The organism is Sphingobium sp. B11D3D (assembly GCF_025961755.1).
Taxonomy (GTDB): domain Bacteria; phylum Pseudomonadota; class Alphaproteobacteria; order Sphingomonadales; family Sphingomonadaceae; genus Sphingobium.
In genome coordinates this window covers 153,110-171,607 of record NZ_JAOQOG010000001.1, presented here as the reverse complement: position 1 = coordinate 171,607, position 18,498 = coordinate 153,110, and the positions used below count along the sequence as shown (strand labels likewise).

19 protein-coding genes are annotated in these 18,498 nt (G+C 64.9%); 10 read left to right on the top strand and 9 right to left on the bottom strand.

The genetic code is table 11. The annotated features are described in order from the left end of the window. Positions 1 to 40 precede the first annotated feature (40 nt). Positions 41 to 1,483, top strand: coding sequence for a metalloprotease TldD (gene tldD, locus M2334_RS00865; protein WP_264604569.1), 1,443 nt, complete (start codon positions 41 to 43; stop codon positions 1,481 to 1,483). A 30-nt stretch (positions 1,484 to 1,513) separates the two neighbouring features. Here tldD and M2334_RS00860 read toward each other — a convergent pair whose 3' ends face one another. After that, the gene (locus M2334_RS00860; RefSeq protein WP_181561103.1) at positions 1,514 to 1,810 is read right to left on the bottom strand and encodes a CcdB family protein; all 297 of its coding nucleotides are present in this window, start codon (positions 1,808 to 1,810) and stop codon (positions 1,514 to 1,516) included. Further along, positions 1,810 to 2,055, bottom strand: a complete 246-nt coding sequence (locus M2334_RS00855) for a type II toxin-antitoxin system CcdA family antitoxin (RefSeq protein WP_181561102.1) — start codon at positions 2,053 to 2,055, stop codon at positions 1,810 to 1,812. The genes M2334_RS00860 and M2334_RS00855 overlap by 1 nt, the downstream gene beginning before the upstream one ends. Positions 2,056 to 2,122: 67 nt before the next feature. On the opposite strand from M2334_RS00855, the gene M2334_RS16650 reads away from it, so the two are divergent. Further along, positions 2,123 to 3,238, top strand: a complete 1,116-nt coding sequence (locus M2334_RS16650) for a DUF924 family protein (RefSeq protein WP_319801024.1) — start codon at positions 2,123 to 2,125, stop codon at positions 3,236 to 3,238. A gap of 27 nt (positions 3,239 to 3,265) precedes the next feature. Here M2334_RS16650 and M2334_RS00840 read toward each other — a convergent pair whose 3' ends face one another. From M2334_RS00840 to M2334_RS00825, 4 genes are all read right to left on the bottom strand, one after another. Continuing rightward, positions 3,266 to 4,756, bottom strand: a complete 1,491-nt coding sequence (locus tag M2334_RS00840; protein ID WP_264604568.1) for a DUF389 domain-containing protein — start codon at positions 4,754 to 4,756, stop codon at positions 3,266 to 3,268. A 98-nt stretch (positions 4,757 to 4,854) separates the two neighbouring features. Continuing rightward, positions 4,855 to 5,991 carry an ATP phosphoribosyltransferase regulatory subunit gene (locus M2334_RS00835; RefSeq protein ID WP_264573987.1) on the bottom strand — a complete coding sequence of 379 codons (1,137 nt, stop codon included), beginning with the start codon at positions 5,989 to 5,991 and terminating at the stop codon, positions 4,855 to 4,857. Positions 5,992 to 6,083: 92 nt separating this feature from the next. Then, entirely contained in the window at positions 6,084 to 7,667 is a 1,584-nt protein-coding gene (serA, locus tag M2334_RS00830) for a phosphoglycerate dehydrogenase (protein ID WP_264571656.1), read from the bottom strand. 113 nt (positions 7,668 to 7,780) lie between these two features. After that, positions 7,781 to 8,929 carry a phosphoserine transaminase gene (locus M2334_RS00825; protein WP_264571655.1) on the bottom strand — a complete coding sequence of 383 codons (1,149 nt, stop codon included), beginning with the start codon at positions 8,927 to 8,929 and terminating at the stop codon, positions 7,781 to 7,783. 262 nt (positions 8,930 to 9,191) lie between these two features. Between M2334_RS00825 and M2334_RS00820 the strand changes: the two genes are divergently transcribed. Both M2334_RS00820 and M2334_RS00815 read left to right on the top strand, forming a co-directional pair. Beyond that, positions 9,192 to 9,860, top strand: coding sequence for an extensin family protein (locus M2334_RS00820; protein WP_264593543.1), 669 nt, complete (start codon positions 9,192 to 9,194; stop codon positions 9,858 to 9,860). A gap of 44 nt (positions 9,861 to 9,904) precedes the next feature. Further along, on the top strand, positions 9,905 to 10,780 hold the full coding sequence (locus tag M2334_RS00815) for an LOG family protein (RefSeq protein WP_264593542.1): 876 nt from the start codon (positions 9,905 to 9,907) through the stop codon (positions 10,778 to 10,780). Positions 10,781 to 10,914: 134 nt separating this feature from the next. On the opposite strand, the gene M2334_RS00810 is transcribed toward M2334_RS00815, so the two are convergent. Continuing rightward, the gene (locus tag M2334_RS00810) at positions 10,915 to 11,535 is read right to left on the bottom strand and encodes a c-type cytochrome (RefSeq protein ID WP_264604567.1); all 621 of its coding nucleotides are present in this window, start codon (positions 11,533 to 11,535) and stop codon (positions 10,915 to 10,917) included. A 185-nt stretch (positions 11,536 to 11,720) separates the two neighbouring features. Between M2334_RS00810 and M2334_RS00805 the strand changes: the two genes are divergently transcribed. The 4 genes from M2334_RS00805 (at position 11,721) to M2334_RS00790 (ending at position 15,101) form a co-directional block, all read left to right on the top strand. Further along, complete coding sequence (locus M2334_RS00805; RefSeq protein WP_264593540.1) at positions 11,721 to 12,611, top strand: prephenate dehydratase; 891 nt, start codon at positions 11,721 to 11,723, stop codon at positions 12,609 to 12,611. A 199-nt stretch (positions 12,612 to 12,810) separates the two neighbouring features. Continuing rightward, positions 12,811 to 13,149, top strand: a complete 339-nt coding sequence (locus M2334_RS00800) for a P-II family nitrogen regulator (RefSeq protein ID WP_181561093.1) — start codon at positions 12,811 to 12,813, stop codon at positions 13,147 to 13,149. A 17-nt stretch (positions 13,150 to 13,166) separates the two neighbouring features. Next, positions 13,167 to 14,498, top strand: coding sequence for an ammonium transporter (locus M2334_RS00795; RefSeq protein ID WP_181561092.1), 1,332 nt, complete (start codon positions 13,167 to 13,169; stop codon positions 14,496 to 14,498). Positions 14,499 to 14,699: 201 nt separating this feature from the next. Next, positions 14,700 to 15,101 (top strand): MAPEG family protein, encoded by a 402-nt coding sequence (locus tag M2334_RS00790; RefSeq protein WP_264593539.1) that lies wholly within the window; start codon positions 14,700 to 14,702, stop codon positions 15,099 to 15,101. Positions 15,102 to 15,123: 22 nt separating this feature from the next. Here the strand turns inward: M2334_RS00790 and M2334_RS00785 are convergent, their stop codons facing one another. Continuing rightward, the gene (locus M2334_RS00785) at positions 15,124 to 15,558 is read right to left on the bottom strand and encodes a TIGR01244 family sulfur transferase (RefSeq protein WP_264571649.1); all 435 of its coding nucleotides are present in this window, start codon (positions 15,556 to 15,558) and stop codon (positions 15,124 to 15,126) included. Between the two features lie 91 nt (positions 15,559 to 15,649). Further along, positions 15,650 to 16,807 (bottom strand): GNAT family N-acetyltransferase, encoded by a 1,158-nt coding sequence (locus M2334_RS00780; RefSeq protein WP_264593538.1) that lies wholly within the window; start codon positions 16,805 to 16,807, stop codon positions 15,650 to 15,652. 159 nt (positions 16,808 to 16,966) lie between these two features. Here M2334_RS00780 and M2334_RS00775 point away from each other — a divergent pair, with 159 nt between their 5' ends. Together M2334_RS00775 and M2334_RS00770 are read left to right on the top strand one after the other, a co-directional pair. Further along, positions 16,967 to 18,070, top strand: coding sequence for a fatty acid desaturase family protein (locus M2334_RS00775; protein ID WP_413716091.1), 1,104 nt, complete (start codon positions 16,967 to 16,969; stop codon positions 18,068 to 18,070). Positions 18,071 to 18,150: 80 nt separating this feature from the next. Further along, entirely contained in the window at positions 18,151 to 18,489 is a 339-nt protein-coding gene (locus M2334_RS00770) for a DMT family protein (RefSeq protein ID WP_264577726.1), read from the top strand. Positions 18,490 to 18,498 lie beyond the last annotated feature (9 nt).

The following is an 18,498-nucleotide window of genomic DNA, read 5'->3' as shown; positions in this document are numbered from 1 at the left end:
GCGGCTTTGCGATGTGCCCCAAAGGACCTATATCACGGCCATGACAGATGCTGCTCCCCAGACCACAGACGTGCGTTCCTTCCTGTATCGCGATGGGTCTCTCGACCCGGATGGCGCCCGTCGGCTCACCGCCGAGGCGCTAACCGGCTGCGAAGATGGCGAGCTTTACCTGCAATATGTCGCGACCGAGAGCTTCGGCTTCGATGACGGGCGGATGAAGACAGCGGATTATTCCACCGATGCCGGATTTGGCCTGCGCGGCGTCTCTGGCGAGATGACCGGCTTCGCGCACGCCAATGACATCAGCGAGCGGGCGATCCGCAAGGCAGCGCAGACGCTCCAGCTGCTCGACCCGGCGCGTGAGCCGATGACAACGCCGCCTCAGCGCACCAACCGGCATCTTTATACCGACGCCAACCCGCTCGATCTCGTCCCCTTCGCGCAGAAAGTGGACCTGATGGCCAAGATTGACGCCGCGGCGCGGGCCCGCGATCCGCGCGTGGTGCAGGTCTCTGCGGTGCTGGCCGGTAGTTGGTCGGTCGTTGAGATCGTGCGGCCGGACGGCTTCGTGGCGACCGACGTGCGTCCCCTCGTCCGCCTCAACGTCTCGATCATCATGGAAGAGAATGGGCGGCGCGAAACCGGCTATTTTGGCATTGGCGGGCGCTATCTCTACGATTCCCTGTTCGAGGAGCCGACCTGGCAGCGCGCGATCGACGAGGCGCTTAAACAGGCGCAGGTCAACCTCCGCTCAATGCCCGCGCCAGTGGGCGAGATGACCGTGCTGCTTGGTCCTGGCTGGCCGGGCGTGATGCTGCATGAGGCCGTCGGTCATGGCCTGGAGGGCGATTTCAACCGCAAGGGCACCAGCGCCTTCTCGGGCAAGATCGGCGAGCGCGTGGCGGCGCCGGGCGTGACGGTGGTCGACAATGGCGCGATGGACGCGCGACGCGGGTCGCTCAGCATCGATGATGAGGGCACCCCGACTCAGGAGAATGTGCTGATCGAGGATGGCATTCTGCGCGGCTACATGCAGGACCGGCTCAACGCGCGGTTGATGGGCGTGGCACCCACGGGCAACGGCCGGCGCGAAAGCTATGCCCATGCGCCGATGCCACGCATGACCAACACTTATGCGCGCGCGGGCAACGACGATCCCGCCGAGCTGCTCAGCCGCGTAAAGACCGGCATCTTCGCGCGCAGCTTTGGCGGTGGGCAGGTGGACATCGTCTCGGGCAAGTTCGTTTTCTCCTGCACCGAGGCGTACAAGGTGGAAAATGGCAGGATCGGTGACCCCATCAAGGGCGCGACGCTGATCGGCGATGGCCCCGCCGCGCTGCACCGCATTGTCGGCATCGGCAACGACCTCGCGCTCGATGAAGGGATCGGCATGTGCGGCAAGGCGGGACAAGGCGTGCCCGCGGGCGTGGGCCAGCCGACACTGCTGCTCGAAGGGCTGACGGTCGGCGGCACCGGGGGCTGAGGCGCCGGTCGGGACGACCAGACGACGCCCTCACACCCCGGTGAGCAACATGTCGAGCGCGTTCTTGATCCGGTATTCTTCTTGCGCGAGGGAGCCGGCGATTTCTTGGATTTCCGACACGGACACTGCACCTGCAAACTGGGTGACAAGCACCCAGTCTTCGCCCTGCATACGAAAGCGGGGATTGAGGCCCGGCCGGGGCGGCGGCGCGTCGTTTGGGTAAGCCAGCGGAACGACAAACCGTGTGTTGATGCCCGACAGCACCTCAGCCTGACAGTCTACGACATACTGCCCCGACCTCAGCCGAACGACATCATATTGGGCCATTAAAACATGCGGTAACGGGCAAGGGGAAGGCCGTTCTTCTCAACCCACGCGTTGTGGGCTTCGACCCACTCCTTGTTCTCCTCCTGCCAGCGCCGCTCGCGCTCTGCCTTCGCCGCCGCGCGCAGGGCCGCTTCGCAGGTCTGGGAGAGATTGATCCCGGCCTCCCGCGCGGCCTCCACCACGCCAGTATCGAGCGAGAGATTGACTGGCTTGCGCTTGCCGGACGCGATAGGATCAAGCTTCATATGCGCAAGCTATGCGCATGAACCATGCGCGTCAATGTGCGCATCCGACCAGCAAGACCTGAGGCCCATGTCTGAATTCTTCACTGCCATTTCCGACAAGCAACGCAGTTTCATCGAGAAACAGCCGGTCTTCTTTGTCGCCACCGCTGCGGACGGCGCGCGGATCAACCTCAGTCCCAAGGGCATGGACAGCTTCCGCGTGCTGGGGCCCAATCTGGTCGGCTATCTGGATGTGGGGGGATCCGGCAACGAGACCCAGGCCCATCTTTCAGCGGACGGGCGCATCACCATCATGTTCTGTGCGTTCGACCAGCCCCCGCTGATCCTGCGACTCTATGGGCGAGGCAAGGCGGTGCTGCCTCAGGATGATGAATGGGATTTCGCCTCGCGGCCCTTCACAATCCTGCCCGGTACCCGGCAGATTTTCATGATCGCGGTGGAGAGCGTGCAGGAGAGTTGCGGCTGGGGCGTGCCCTTCATGCGGCACGAGAAGGATCGCGACACGCTCTCTCGTTATCATGAGCAGAACGAAACGCCGGAACGGCTGGCGCGCATTTCCACCCGGACGCAAAGCATCGATGGCCTGCCCGTACGCGTGCAGGACCATTTCCCCGAGCGCAAGCCGGCGCAGGTGCATGTCGATCCCGACTGGGTGCCGGCGGTGCTCAATCACTGGCTCAATGAGATCGGCCCGGAGGGCTGGTTCGATTCGAGCGAGGAAGAGGATGTGCGACTGACGCATCTCTTCCGTTCGCTCTGGGAAGCGCAGCGCGACAAGCCTGCCGATATGTTCGTGGCCGATGCCGACACGGCGCTGGCGGCGCTAATCCTGTTCGACCAGTTTCCGCGCAACATGTTCCGGGGCGAGGCTCGCGCCTTCGCGACCGATCCGCTCGCCCGCGAAATCGCCCGCACGGCATTGCAGCGTGGCTTCGACAAAGCATTCGTCGAGGGCGCCCGCGCCTTCTTCTACATGCCGTTCATGCACAGCGAGGACCTGTCCGATCAGGACTTGTGCGTGGCGTTGTTCAGCGCGCCGGGCTTCGAGCATAATCTGAAATTCGCCGAGGCCCACCGCGAGATCATCGCCCGCTTCGGCCGCTTCCCGCATCGCAATTCGGCGCTCGGACGGGAAACCCGGCCCGAGGAGCAAGAGGCGGTGGCGGAGGGCAGCGACTGGTAACCCACCGCCGCTCGCAGCGGATCGGCATCAGTCCGGCAGGCGCCAACTCAGGCGGACATCTGAATCGCCATTGGGCGCGATGAGCAGGCGCTGGTCCGGAATTTGTTGGGCGCGCAGAATCTCGCGCACCATCTCGGCGCGTGCGGCCTGCCCCGTAATGGTGATGCCCAATGGCACCCGCCGCGCCGCCCACACGGCCAGATCGAGGTCGGCAGCGCCCTGCTGCGTCAATGCCTCGCCCGAAAAGCCGATGACCGGAAGCGGGGCGGGCGGTGGCGTCAGCACCAGCGTCCAGCCATCGAGGCCGTCGGATGCGCGCCGTTCCAGCTGGCGGTAGAGATCGAGCGACGCACCGGCCAGCGGCTCGGCTGCGACCGTGGCCTGGCGCCGGCCCCGATCCACCAGCACCGCATCGCTGGACACGCCCGCGACGAGGGCCAGCCGGTCCACGGCCGTCGTCGCAAAGCGCTCAAGGCTCTGCGTGCGCTCGCGAGACTGGGCGGCGGCCACCTGAGCCGCCTCGCTATTGCCCGCCCCCACCTGGATCTGGTCGATGGTGACATCCAACTCCCGCTGCAGCGCATCGCGCAGGCTGGTCGCGGTGTCCCGCTCGGCATCCTTCGCATAAGTGGGCGTAAGCACGGTGGCGACGACCCGCATGGGCTGGCGGTTGAAGTCGGTTTCCAGATCGCTGATGCGTGCCGTCTGGGGGAACTGGCGCTGGATCACGTCCCGCACCTGGCGGGCGGCCAGCGTTTCCCAGGCGATGTGCCGCAAGGTAAGCGCCAGCGGCACCGAAAGCGCCGTCATGCAGACCACCATCACAATGCTTTGCAGTCGGGTATGCGCCGGCGTGAGGTGGGAGCCAAAGCCGTAGAGCCGCGCCATGAATGCGGCCGTGAGCGTGATCGTGACCGTGTTGGTCATGAAGAGCAGGAAAGCACCGCCGGCAATGGTCCAGTTCCATGTGGCGATGCCGAAGCCGACGGCGGCCAACGGCGGCATGAGGGCGATGGCGATGGCAACGCCCACGACCGTCTCGCCCCGCCCGCGAATAAGTGCATAACCACCCGCGAGTGCCGAGAAGAAAGCGACGAGAAGATCGAAGAGGTTGGGGCGGGTGCGGGCCGCGATTTCCGTCGTCACGGTCTGCACCGGTGAAACCAGGACAAACAGCGCGGTGAACGCGATCGCAATCACCGCGCCGACCGCCAGCGCGAAGCCGGACGCGCGCATTTCGGCAAAATCCAGCGTTGCAAGCGCAAAGCCCAGGCCTATGATCGGCATCATCAACGGAGACAGCAGCATGGCGCCGATGAGGACCGCGCTGGACGGCAGCAGCAGCCCGAGAATGGCGATGCCGGCGGATATGACCGTCATGAAGACATAACGCGGCGACCAGCCGGATTCCTCGACGATCCTCCGCAGGATCGCGTCGTGATCCACCGTCGCAATCGAGCGTTCCCGCCAGCTGACCCAGAGGGGGTTGCGCGAAACCGCGTAGGTCTTGTTGGTCAAGCGATTGGCTCCTCTGCTACGTCCGTCATTCCACCGACGCCCTAGCAGGGAAAATTGCTGCGTTTCCAGTCCGCTGCCCCTGCGGGCGAGCCCGGATGTTACAACCGCCGAAGCTCGGTGCCGTCCAGAATCGCTTCGCAACCCAGCGCCAGTGGGTCGTCGGCCTCGTCCAGCGCGGCGATGGTCACCCAGCCTTCCGCCCTGAGCGCCGCAGCCCGGGCGCCATCATGTCCAATGGGCAAAAAAGCCCGCTGCGCGGCCGTGGTGCCGAACCCGGCATCGATGAGCGGATCAGGGTAGAGCGAGAAGCCCATGGCCGGCTCAGCCTTGCCGTCCGCGCCCGCCACCGCATAGCTGCCGCCCCGGCCGATCTCGCCGATGAAGCCCTCGGCAAAGACAGAAAAACCGAACCAGCTCTGATATTCAAAACCGTGGCGCTCGGTGGGATCGAGCGTCAGCGTGATATCCCAGCCGATCGGCTTGGCAATCGCCCGCAGCGCCGCAATGAGGTTATCCAGCCTGCCTTTGGCTGGCCCCGCGTTGAAGGCCTGCAGCCGGTCCATGGCGGGGTGGAATGGCCCGGTCGCTTCAATGAGCGCCAGATAGGGCCGCGCCGCTTCGCCCAGCGCCGCCAGCGAACCTGCATCCTTCGCGTCGAGACTGTCGCGGACCGCCTCGACGTCGCCCTGGGGAAGCGGCATCGGGCCATCGGCAAGCATCGTCACGAGGTCGGGCAAGGTGAAGTCAATGGTGATGCCGCTGACACCCGCGCGCTGCAGCGCTTCGATGGCGACATTGACGATCTCGACTGCCGCCGCGACGCTGTCTGTGCCGATGATCTCGGCGCCGACCTGCATCCGCTCGCGCTCGGGCCGCAGCTGGTCGGCTCGCAGCTTCATCACCGGCCCGCCATAGCACAAGCGCAGCGGACGCGGGGTCGCAGCCATGCGGGTGGCGGCGATACGGCCGATCTGGGCGGTCATGTCCGGCCGGATCGCCAGGCTGCGCTGGGAGAGCGGATCGACGGCGCGGAGCAGATCTTCGGCGCGGGCCGACTGCAGGCGCGCGACCAGCGTTTCCTCAAACTCGGCCAGGGCCGGCATCACGCGCCGATAGCCATGCGATGCAACGGTATCGAGCACTTCGCGCACAAGGCGGGCGGAGGCCTCCGCCTTGGGCGGCAGACGATCGGCAAGCCCTTCGGGCAGCAATCCGGGAGCGATGGCTTCAGTCATGGCGCGGCATTTAGCCGATTCCGCTCGCCAAGCGAGGATAAATTACAAGCGTGACCGGCCCGACGTGATGACACGCCGGGCCGGGCCGTGATTTAGAACTTGAGCGGGCAGACCCGGTGCACGTTCGGCAGGGCGCAGATCTTGTCGACCAGCGTCTGCGGCACGGTCTCGTCGACCGAGAGCAGCAGGATCGCCTCGCCACCGGCCTCGCGACGGCCGAGGTGGAAGGTGCCGATGTTGATCTTGGCCTCGCCAAGAATGCCACCCACGCCACCGATGAAGCCCGGCGCATCGACATTGGCGATGTAGAGCATGGTGCCATCGAGATCGGCCTCGACCTTGATGCCGAACAGCTCGACCAGACGCGGCGCGCCGTTGCCGAACAGCGTGCCGGCCACCGACCGCTCGCCCTGCGAGGTCTTCACCGAGACGCGGATCAGGGTGCTGTAGTCGCCCTCGCGCTCGGTCTTGATCTCGCGCACCTCGATGCCGCGCTCGCGGGCGAGGAAGGGCGCGTTGACCATGTTCACCGTGTCCGTCTGCGTGCGCAGGAAACCGGCGAGAACGGCCGAGACGATCGGCTTCTGATTGAGCTCGGCCGCCGCACCCTCGCTGTGGATCGAGATCCGGGGGATGACGTCGCGCGAAAGCTGGCCGACCAGGCTGCCCAGCTTCTCGGCCAGCGCCATATAGGGCTTGAGCTTGGGCGCTTCCTCAGCCGACAGGCTCGGCATGTTGAGCGCGTTGGTGACGCCGCCGCTCAGCAGATAGTCGCTGAGCTGCTCGGCGACCTGCAGCGCCACGTTCACCTGCGCTTCGCTGGTGGACGCGCCGAGGTGCGGGGTCGAGATGAAGTTGGGCGTGCCGAACAGCGGGCTGTCCGTCGCCGGCTCGGTCTGGAACACGTCCAGCGCCGCGCCGCCGATGTGGCCGCTGTCGAGCCCCGCCTTCAGCGCCGCTTCGTCGATCAGGCCGCCGCGCGCACAGTTGATGATGCGGACGCCCTTCTTGGTCTTGGCCAGATTCTCAGCCGAGAGGATGTTGCGGGTCTGGTCGGTCAGCGGCGTGTGCAGCGTGATGAAATCCGCCTTGGCCAGCAGCGTGTCCAGATCTGCCTTTTCCACACCCATTTCGATGGCGCGCTCAGGAGTCAGGAACGGATCGAAGGCGACGACCTTCATCTTGAGGCCCAGCGCGCGGCTGGCGACGATGGAGCCGATATTGCCGGCACCGATCAGGCCAAGCGTCTTGCCCGTGACCTCGACACCCATGAAGCGGTTCTTCTCCCACTTGCCGGCCTGCGTGGAGGCATCGGCCTCCGGCAGCTGGCGCGCGAGGGCGAACATGAGGGCGATGGCGTGTTCGGCGGTGGTGATCGAGTTGCCGAAGGGCGTGTTCATCACCACGATGCCCTTGGCCGAGGCATAGGGAATATCGACATTGTCAACGCCGATGCCGGCGCGGCCAATGACCTTGAGATTGGTCGCGGCGTCGATGATCTCCTTGGTCACCTTGGTGGCCGAGCGGATCGCCAGACCATCATATTTGCCAATGATTTCCTTGAGCTCGTCGGGCTTCAGTCCGGTGATCTCGTCCACCTCGCACCCGCGCTCGCGGAAAATCTGCGCGGCCTGCGGGTCCATCTTGTCGGAAATGAGAACTTTGGGCTTGGTCATTTTACTGTCCTTCAAAGAGAGACAGTGCCCCTGCGAAAGCAGGGGCCCAGGGCGGGATGGCAGTGCTGCTGAGCCCTGGGCTCCTGTTTTCACAGGAGCACCGGAAAGTGGGGTCAGGCGGCAGTCGCGCTCAGCGCGGCCTTGGTCTCGGCATAGGCCCAGTCGAGCCAGGGGCCGAGCGCCTCGATGTCCGCGGTGTCGACCGTGGCACCGCACCAGATGCGCAGGCCAGCCGGGGCGTCGCGATAACCTGCGACGTCATAAGCGGCATCCGCCTTCTCGAGCAGCGAGGCCATCTTCTTGATGAAGTCGGCATCGGCGCCCTCGACGGTGAGGCATACGCTGGTGATCGAGCGGGTCGCCGGATCGGCGGCAAGGTGCCCGAGCCAGTCGCGCGATTCCACAATGGCATTGAGCGCATCGGCATTGGCCTGCGCGCGGGCGATGAGGCCCTTGGCGCCACCGATGGTCTTGGACCATTCGAGCGCGAAGATCGCATCTTCGACCGCCAGCATGGACGGCGTGTTGATCGTCTCGCCCTTGAACACGCCCTCGGCCAGCTTGCCCTTGGACATCAGGCGGAACACCTTAGGCAGCGGCCAGCTCGGCGTGTACTGCTCAAGCCGTTCGACGGCACGCGGGCCGAGGATCAGCACGCCATGGCCGCCCTCACCGCCCAGCACCTTCTGCCAGGAGAAGGTCGCCACGTCGATCTTGTCCCACGGCAGGTCGTAGGCGAACACTGCGCTGGTGGCGTCTGCGAAGGAGAGGCCCTCGCGGTCGTCGGCGATCCAGTCGCCATTGGGAACGCGCACGCCCGAGGTGGTGCCATTCCAGGTGAAGAGCACGTCATTCGACCAGTCGACCGCATTCAGATCGGGGATCTGGCCATAATCGGCGCGCAGCACCGTCGGATCGAGCTTGAGCTGCTTGGCGGCATCGGTGACCCAACCTTCACCGAAGCTCTCCCAAGCGAGCGTTGTAACGGGGCGAGCGCCCAGCATCGTCCACATTGCCATCTCGAAGGCGCCGGTATCGGAGCCGGGCACGATGCCGATGCGGTGCGTGTCGGGCAGGTTCAGCAGCTCGCGCATCAGGGCGATGCAATAAGCGAGGCGATCCTTGCCGAGCTTTGAGCGGTGGGAGCGTCCGAGCACTTCGGTGGCCAGCTTCGCCGGATCATAGCCGGGCGGCTTGGCGCAGGGGCCGGACGAGAAATGGGGGCGGGCCGGCGTGGTCGCCGGCTTCGTAACGTCAGTCATGGTATGCGTCTCCTTGCAGAGAGCACGCGCGGCGTTGGGACCGCGTGGCCCGCCGGCGGCCATAGAGATTTGCAGACAGGTGTCAATGTAAGATCGGGACCGGCGTGCCGTGCCCGGGGTGAACGGAGCCTCGGCGGACAGGCGCCAGACCGCGCGCGGCGGTCGAGGCATCCCCTTGCACTGTCTAGGTTTTGTTCAGCTGCGATGCGTGATAAACGGCGCTATGGTCCATTGGGCGTCATCGGTCGGATTGAGGGCGGGGATGCGCAGGCTGGTCGGCCTGCTGCTGGTCACCAGTCTTGCCGCCTGCGCCGACCGCCCCAGCCCGCGCCCGGGTATAAGGGCGCCGGTGGCCGCAGCGCCCGCACAACGCACAATGCCGAACAGCGAGAGCTATCGCATGTGCGCCGCGCGCCTCTCGACCGCGAAGGTCCGCTTCGAGCCGCTGCCCAATCAGGATCGCGGCGGCGGCTGCACGACAATCGATACCATCCGCCTGCTGGAAATCGGCACGCCGGTGGCCAATCTGGGGCCGATGACCTGCCCCCTTGCCGCCAATTTCGCGGCCTGGGTGCAATATGCGGTGCGCCCCGCCGCGCGACTCTATCTGCGCAGCGAAGTGGTGCGCGTCGAGACCTTCGGCACTTATGCCTGCCGCGATGTCCGTGGCACTGGCGGGACTATCGCCGGCAAGCGCAGCGAACATGCGCACGCCAATGCCGTGGACATTTCCGCCTTCGTGCTGGCCGACGGGCGCCGAATCAGCCTAGTGAACGATTGGCAGGGCGAGAGCGCCCACGCCCAGTTCCTGCGGGTCCTCCACCAGAGCGCATGCAAGCGATTCCGCACCGTGCTCGGCCCGGACTATAACAGCGCCCACCGCGACCATTTCCATTTCGACATGGGCGGGCGGGGCAGTTTTTGCCGCTGAACCCGCCGGTTTTCTTCTCCGCCGAAATCGTCTAGCGCCACTGGATGACAGACCAGCCTACAGTGCGCGAAAGCAAGTTTCGCCGTGCCCGCGAAGAAGCCGTCGATGCCAAGCGGATCATCCCCACCCCGCAGACGGAAAGCAAATCCTACAAGCTGGCCTTCCAGGACAACGAGTTTCTGCTGCGGGAAGACCTGCGGCCGGTCCGCTTCCAGCTTGAATTGATGAAGCCGGAGCTGCTGCTCGATGAAGCAAAGATCGCCTCGACCTTCGTCTTCTATGGCTCGGCACGCATTCCCGAGCCGGAGGCCGCGCAGGCGCTGATCGATGCCGCGCCCGACGAGCGCGCCCGGAAAGTCGCCGAGCGTCTCGCCGAAAAGGCGCGTTATTATGAGGAAGCCCGCAAGCTGGCGCGAATCGCGGCGCAATGTCCGCCGAACGAAGCTGGCTGCCATCACTTCGTCGTATGTTCGGGCGGCGGCCCCTCTATCATGGAGGCGGCCAATCGGGGCGCGGCGGACGTCCGCGCGCAAACCATCGGGCTCAACATCGTGCTGCCCCACGAACAGGCGCCCAACCGCTATGTGACGCCGGATCTATCCTTCCAGTTCCACTATTTCGCGCTGCGCAAGATGCACTTCACCCTGCGCGCCCGCGCGCTGGCAGTGTTTCCCGGCGGTTTCGGCACGTTCGACGAATTTTTCGAGCTGCTCACCCTCGTGCAGACCGGCAAGATGAAGCGCATCCCCATCCTGCTGTTCGGCAAGGACTTCTGGACGCGCGTCGTGAATTTCGAGGCGTTGGCCGAGGAAGGCGTGATCAGCCCGCGCGATCTCGATCTGATCAGCTGGGTCGAAACCGCAGAAGAAGGCTGGGCCGTGGTCGAGAGCTTTTATGCGGATAGCCAGCCGGGCTGCTGAGGCGCGCGTCCGTTCGGCCCCCCTGATAATAGCGGGCCAGATAACAGCGGGCCGGATAACAAAAGCAGGCGCGGGTTGCCCCGCGCCTGCTTGAATATTTGACCCGAACCCAAGCCGGGCTCTGGCTAACGGGATTATTCGTGCGGCGTCGCAGCGTTGGCGGCAGCGCCCTCAGCGCCCGCTTCCGCCGCATTGCCTGCATTGTCGGCACCGCCCTCTGCCGCAGGAGCCTCGGCAGCCGGGAGAGGCAGGTTCGAGCCCTGCGTGTTGAGATAGGCGATCAGATTGGCCCGATCTTCAGGCTTGCTGAGACCGGCGAAACTCATCTTTGTGCCGTTGGCGAACGAACGCGGCGAGGTCAGCCAGTGATCCAGCTGCTCGAAGGTCCAGTTGCCGCCCACCTTCTTGAGCGCATCCGAGAAAGCGAAGCCGCCACGGCCATGGCCGATCGGGTCGCCAACGATGGCCCAGAGGTTGGGGCCGATGCCATTGGCGCCCCCCTGATTGACCGTGTGGCAGGCCACGCACTTGGCGAAGACCTTCTCACCAGCCGCCACGTCCGCCGAGGCGAGCAGCGTGTTCAGCGAAGGACCGGACGCACCGCCCTCGCCTTCCGCCTCAACGCCCTCGATCGCGTAGCCCATCGGCTCGGGACGCTCGGCGTGAAACAGCTTGCTGCTCACAATGCCGCTGCCAAGCGCAATGATGCCGCCAAACAGTGCCCAGCCTGCAATGGTATTGAAACGATCGCTCATGCGCCCTCAATCTCCAGAAATCTACCCGACGCGCGACCTCCTCAATCGCGGCGCTGCCGGTGCCCGTCGGCGCTCCCCTTAATGACTGCATTGCGCGGGTGCAAGCCTGTCGGAAGGCCTGTGTCGCGACACATGCGCCGGTGCCTTGCGCGGCAGGGCCCAAAGCCCTAAGCGCAGCGGCCATCATGGACACCTATCCGCTCCCCGCGCAGCGCCTTGTCGCCGAGATGACGGACGCCGCCGCGCGCGCGCCTGAGCGTGCGATCAGCTTTCAGGGCGCGCCGGGCGCCAATTCGCATCTGGCTGTGATGGATTTTGCGCTGGACGGCCTGCCCCTGCCCTGCTTCAGCTTCGAAGACGCGCTGGATGCCGTGCGCGATGGCCGCGCCGACCGCGCGATGATTCCCATCGAGAATTCGCTGCACGGGAGGGTTGCGGACATGCACTTCCTGCTGCCCGAGTCCGGCCTGTCGATCATCGACGAATATTTCCTCCCCATCCACCACAGCCTGATGAGCGCCGACGATACGCCGCCGGTCAGCGCGCTCAGCCATGTGCAGGCGCTGGGGCAGTGCCGGAAATATCTGCGCAGCCGTGGCATCCGCCCGATCGTCTATGCCGACACCGCCGGCGCGGCCGCGCTGGTCGCCGAGGTCCGCGAGCCCGGCGCAGCGGCGATTGCGCCCTCGCTCGCCGCGCGACTCTATGGCCTCACGATCCATGATGAGAAGATTGAGGACAGCAGCGACAACATGACGCGCTTCGTCGTGCTGGGCCGCGATGCGATCATGCCTTCGCGTGACGGGCCGGTGATGACGAGCTTCCTCTTCGAGGTGAAAAACATCCCCGCCGCGCTCTACAAGGCAATGGGCGGGTTTGCGACCAACGGGGTCAATATGACCAAGCTGGAGAGCTATCAGCGCGGCGCCAGCTTCTCGGCGACGGAATTCTACGCCGATATCGAGGGGATGCCGGGCGACCCCGCCGTCGATCGCGCGCTGGAAGAACTGGCGTTCCACAGCAAATGGGTCCGTCTGCTGGGCAGTTATCCGCAGGGCCGCTCCCGCTCGATCTGACGTCGCGGGGCGTCGGGGCCCTATCTAGCTTTTAATCGCGAACGCTCTGTGCGTACTTTTTAAGCAGTGGCCACGCATGCCGCCTCAATTTGAGGCAATCGCCTCAACGAGGCCCGACTGCCGACCGCTTTAACGCCTCGTTTATGATTTGGCACAGCTCTTGCTTAGCATTCCCCTGCAACCAATGGGGGCGCAAGAGATGAAACTCATTATGGCAATCATCAAGCCGTTCAAGCTGGACGAGGTGCGTGAAGCTCTCTCTGCGCTGGGCGTGGCTGGCATGACAGTAAGTGAAGTGAAGGGTTTTGGCCGCCAGAAGGGCCAGACCGAAATCTACCGCGGTGCGGAATATTCCACCAACATGGTCCCGAAGATCAAGGTCGAGGTCGTCTGTGACGATGCCCTCGCGCCGCGTGTTGTGGAAGCCGTGCAGCAGGCCGCCAACAGCGGCGCCATCGGCGATGGCAAGATCTTCGTCCTCGACGTGGGGCAAGCCATCCGCATCCGCACCGGCGAAACCGGCGAAACCGCGCTGTAAGTTAAAGGGGGTAACGCATGACACCTTTCAAGACATTCTGCGGCGCGGCGGGGGCTCTGGGCCTTTCGCTCTTCGCCGCCTTGCCCGCATGGGCGCAGGAGGCCGCAGCGGAAGCCGCGCCTGCCGTTCCCAATCCGGGTAACAACGCATGGATGATGACGTCCACCGTCCTCGTTCTCCTCATGATCCTGCCCGGCCTCGCCCTGTTCTACGGCGGCCTGACGCGTTCCAAGAACATGATCGCCACCATGACGCAGATCGGGGCCGTAGCGGCGCTCGCGATGCTCATCTGGGTGATGTACGGCTACGGCCTCGCCTTCGGTCCTGAAGGCAATCAGTTCATCAGCTGGGGCAAGTTCTTCCTTGCTGGCATCACGCCGGATTCGACCGCCGCGACCTTCACGTCTGAAGTGATCTCGGAATATGTGTTCGTCAGCTTCCAGATGACCTTCGCCGCGATCACCATCGCCCTCGTGCTTGGCGGCATCGTCGAGCGCATGAAGTTCTCGGCCATCATGGTCTTTGCCATCGTCTGGCTGACCATCGTCTACTTCCCGGTCGCCCACATGGTCTGGGAAGCGCGCGGCGTGTTCTTCGCCATGGGTGCTCTGGACTTCGCCGGCGGTACGGTGGTGCACATCAATGCGGGCGTTTCCGCACTGGTCGCCGCCCTCATCCTCGGCAAGCGTAAGGGCTTCCCCAGCGAGCCGATGCCCCCGCACAGCCTGACGCTGACCATGGTCGGCACCGGCCTGCTGTGGGTCGGCTGGTTCGGCTTCAACGCCGGTTCCGCGCTTGAGGCCAATGGCTCTGCGGCTCTCGCCATGATCAACACCTTCGTCGCCACCGCCTCGGCCGGTCTCTTCTGGATGCTCACCGAGCGCGTGATGGGCCACAAGGGTTCGGCTCTCGGCTTCTGCTCGGGCATCATCGCCGGCCTCGTCGCCGTGACACCCGCTGCGGGCAACTCCGGTCCGTTCGGTGCCATCGTTCTCGGCGCCGTTGCCTCCATCGTCTGCTACTTCTTCGTCGCGAAGGTGAAGCCGGCGCTGGGTTATGACGACTCGCTCGACGCCTTCGGCATCCACGGCGTGGGCGGCATCATCGGCGCCATCGGCACCGCAGTGGTCTATTCGCCCTCCCTCGGCGGCCCTGGTGGCGCCGACTATGCGATGGGCGGCCAGCTGGTCACGCAGATCACGGCCGTGCTTGCCACGATCGTCATCGCCACCGTGGGCACCGTCATCGCCATGTTCATCGCCAAGGCCCTCACCGGCCTGCGGGTGAGCACCGAAGTCGAGCAGGAAGGCCTCGACCTCGGCGAGCACGGCGAGCGCGCTTACAACTGATCCGAATTCGGCGGGGGCGAAAGGTCCCCGCCGTCCGTTGTTCCTCCTGCGAACATCCCTGGGCCGGCGTGAAAGCGCCGGCCTTTTTTTTTTCGGGCTCCCGCAAGCTGACGATTGCCTTCCCGGACACGGCAATTTCATTTCGCGCCTGACCGTCCTATTCCTCGTCCGGCGAAAGACGCCCGATGAGGAGACTGAACGATGCCGATTGAACTGATCATTCTGGCCTGGGGCTGCCTGCTGGCCCTCGTTCACATCTTCGCCGCCGTGCGGGCCAAGACCGCGCAATATGGCACCGCCTGGAATGTCGGCGCGCGCGATCAGTCGCTGCCCGAGCCCAAGCCCCTCGTCGGGCGGCTGGCGCGAGCGCAGGCAAATTATTTCGAGACCTTTCCGATCGTCGCCATCGCCATCCTCATCGATGCGCAGCTCGACCTGTTCGATCGGTGGACGGCCATTGGCGCCGCGCTCTGGCTCGGCGCGCGCATCGTGTATCTGCCGCTTTATGCTGCAGGGGTTCCCGTGGTGCGGACGATGGTATTCGGCATCAGCATGATCGGCGTGCTGATGCTGCTCTGGCCGGCGCTACGCCTCGCGTTCTGAACAGGAGTGCTGGCGGGGGCCGTCAGCCCCTCTGGTTGGCCAGTGCGTGCATCATCTCGCGAATAGGCGAGAGATCATAGCCCGCCGCGGCCGCCTGCTCGGCCAGGACATCGGGCGAATCGCCCGCCCGCGCCCGCGCCAAGGCCCAAAGCAGCGTGCTGCGGGTGCCGGAGCGGCAATAACAGAGCGCCTTGCCCTCGCCATTCTTCGCGAGTGCCTCATCCAGCGCATCGAGCTGCCAGGGCGCAAAGCCGCTATGCGAGACGGGAATGGCGACATAATCGAGCCCCGCCGCCCGCGCCGCCGCCTCGATCGTGTCGCCGGAGGTTTGGTCTGCGGACTCACCCTCGGGTCGGTTGTTCACGATGAGCGAGATGCCCATCGCCGCAGCCTGCGCCACGACATCCGCATCGATCTGCGGGGCGACGAATAGGGATGGGGTCAGTTGCCGCAACATGGCGTGTCTCCGATAAGGGCCTTGCCCGTCCCTAGGCCCGGCAGTCCCCTGCGCGCAAGAGAGGGGTTGCCGGTACGGATTTGCGAAGCGGTCAAAGCGCCTTCTGGTAGATCACATAGCTGCGGTTAATGCGGCTCTCGATCGCCTCGGCAATGGCTTTCATGCCCTGATTATCATCGAGGATCCAGCCGATCTCCCCACGCGTCGCGCCATAATGGGTGATGGCATCGCGGCGGATATATTCGATCATCATGAAGGCCAGCTGGCTCGCCATGCGCGAGGATTGGAGCCGCTGGACCACGCCCATCAGCGGCACGCGCATGGTGCGGACCTTGGGCTTGCGCAGCCACCAGAGCAGCTTTGCCCAGCCGAAGGGGAAGAGCGTGCCGTTAAGGCGGGCGAGCGCTTCGTTCATGTCCGGCAGCGTCATCATGAAGGCCACCGGCTCGCCATCCAGCTCAGCGATGCGAATCAGATCCTCGAACACCAGCGGCTTGAGCGCCTTGCCGAAATGCGCAACCTCATGGTCGGTAATCGGCACAAAGCCCCAGTTGCGGCCCCAGGCATCGTTGAGAATGTGCAGGATGATTGCCGCATCCCGGTCGAACTCGCTCTTGTCGACATGGCGAATGCGAATGCGCTCGTTACGCTCGCCGGATTGGACGATCCGCTGGATCAGCGGCGGAAATTCCTGCGTGATGTCGAGCTCATAAGTATCGAGCTGCTTGGCATGGGCATAGCCAGCCGATTCGATCCAGGCGCGATATTCCGGCCTGTTGTGGCCCATCATCACCGTCGGGGAATGGTCGAAGCCCTTCACGAGAAGGCCTGGCTCCTCCCAGATGGAGAGCGAGATCGGGCCGAGCACCCGGGTCATCCCCCGCTCGCGCAGCCAGCCTTCCGCCGTCGCGATCAGCGCGTGCGCGGTTGCTTCATCCATGGCTTCGAACATGCCGAAATTGCCTGTCCCCGGCCCCATGCCCTGCTCGGCAGGCATGGAAATGGCGAGATGATCGATATGCGCGCTGATGCGCCCGACGACCTTGCCACCGCGCCGCGCGAGGAAATATTGATGCTCGGCATGTTCGTGAAACGGGTTCTTGCCCGGTGTCAGCAGGCCGCGCACTTCGCTCTTCAGCGGCGGCACCCAATGGGGATCATCGGCATAGATGGTCCATGCCAAATCGATGAACGCCGCCATGTCGGCCTTGCCGGAGACGGGAGTGATCACTAAATCGGCTGACGTCACGGCGATACCCCTGTCCCGCGCTTCGACGATGAAGCGCTGCTGAGAGGGCACAGCACTGCGGAACTGGCGGCGGATTTGTCAAGCCGCGCGCCGTGGCGGCAGAACAAAATCACATTGCTGCCATGATCTGTGCTCATTCGACCGATAGGACCCCTTTGCATGACCGCAATCGACCAGAGACTGGACGCCGCGCCGTCCGCGCCAGCCGGCAAGGCCCCCGCCGCAGCGGGCCCTGCGTTGGCAACCACGCCCGATGATATGGCGATGCTCCGCGCCGCCGTGGATTTGACGCGCGATCTGGCAACCGCGCGGCCCGGCATCTACTGGCCCGATTTCCTGGCCTCCGCGCTGATCGGCTACGCGGCTATGGCGCTCGCCATGCTGGCCTCGCAAGGTTGGGTGGTGGCCCTCGCTGGCTTGATTTCCGCTCTCGCACTGTATCGGGCGACGAGTTTCATCCACGAACTGACGCACATCCGGGCGGGTGCGCTGCCGGGCTTTCGTTTCACGTGGAACCTGCTGATCGGCATTCCCTTGCTGTTCCCCTCCTTTCTCTATGAGGGCGTGCACACCCAGCATCATGCCAAGACGCGCTATGGCACCATCGATGACCCGGAATATCTGCCGCTTGCGCTGATGAAGCCGTGGAGCCTGCCGCTGTTCATCCTCGTGGCTGCTCTGGCCCCGGTGGCGTTCATCGTGCGCTTCGGCGTGCTGGCACCGCTCAGCCTCGTCATTCCCCCGCTGCGCCGGTTCATCGTGGAGCGCTACTCGGCCTTGTCCATCAATCCAGATTATCGGCGCCGGGCACCGGAGGGTGACTTTGCGCGGATGTGGGCCTGGCAGGAAGCCGGGACCAGCCTGTGGTCGATGGCGCTCATCGCCAGCGTGCCGCTGCTCGGCTGGCGTCCGCTGCTCACCTACATCGCGATTCTCTCGGTTGCGATGGTCGCCAATCAGCTCCGCACGCTGGTCGCCCATCTCTGGGAGAATGAAGGCGAGACGATGACGGTGACCGGCCAGTTCCTCGATTCCGTCAATGTGCCGCCACCCGCGCCACTGGCCGCGCTCTGGGCACCGGTCGGTCTGCGCTATCACGCGCTTCACCATTTGCTGCCGAGCATGCCCTATCATGCGCTGGGCGAGGCCCATCGCCGGATCGCGCAGCATCTGGGCGCGGGGTCGACCTATGATCGGGCCAACTATCCCGGCATGGTCCCACTGGTCGTTCGGATCGCGCGGAGCACGATGGTCGCGCGATAGTCACCACCGGGGAAAATCACGCTCCCGAGCGGCGTATTTTCCCCATCGCCTTCCCACGGCGAACCTGCCATTTGGGCTTCATGCCCACGATCGCGCTGCTGCTCGCCTCCAACATCCTGATGACCACGGCCTGGTACTGGCATCTCAAGGGCGGCATGAGCAAACCGCTCGCCTTGGTCATCCTGATCAGCTGGGGCATCGCCTTTTTTGAATATTGCTTTGCGGTGCCGGCCAATCGCATCGGCTATGCCAGCGGCTGGAGCGCCGGCCAGCTCAAGATCACGCAGGAAGTCATCGCGCTGACCGTTTTCGGCGTCTTCATGGTCACCTTTCTGGGTGAACCGCTCCACTGGCGCCATTTCGGTGCGCTGGCCTGCCTCATCGGCGCGGTGGCGTTCCTCTTCTGGGGCAAGGCCTGACGCTGGCAG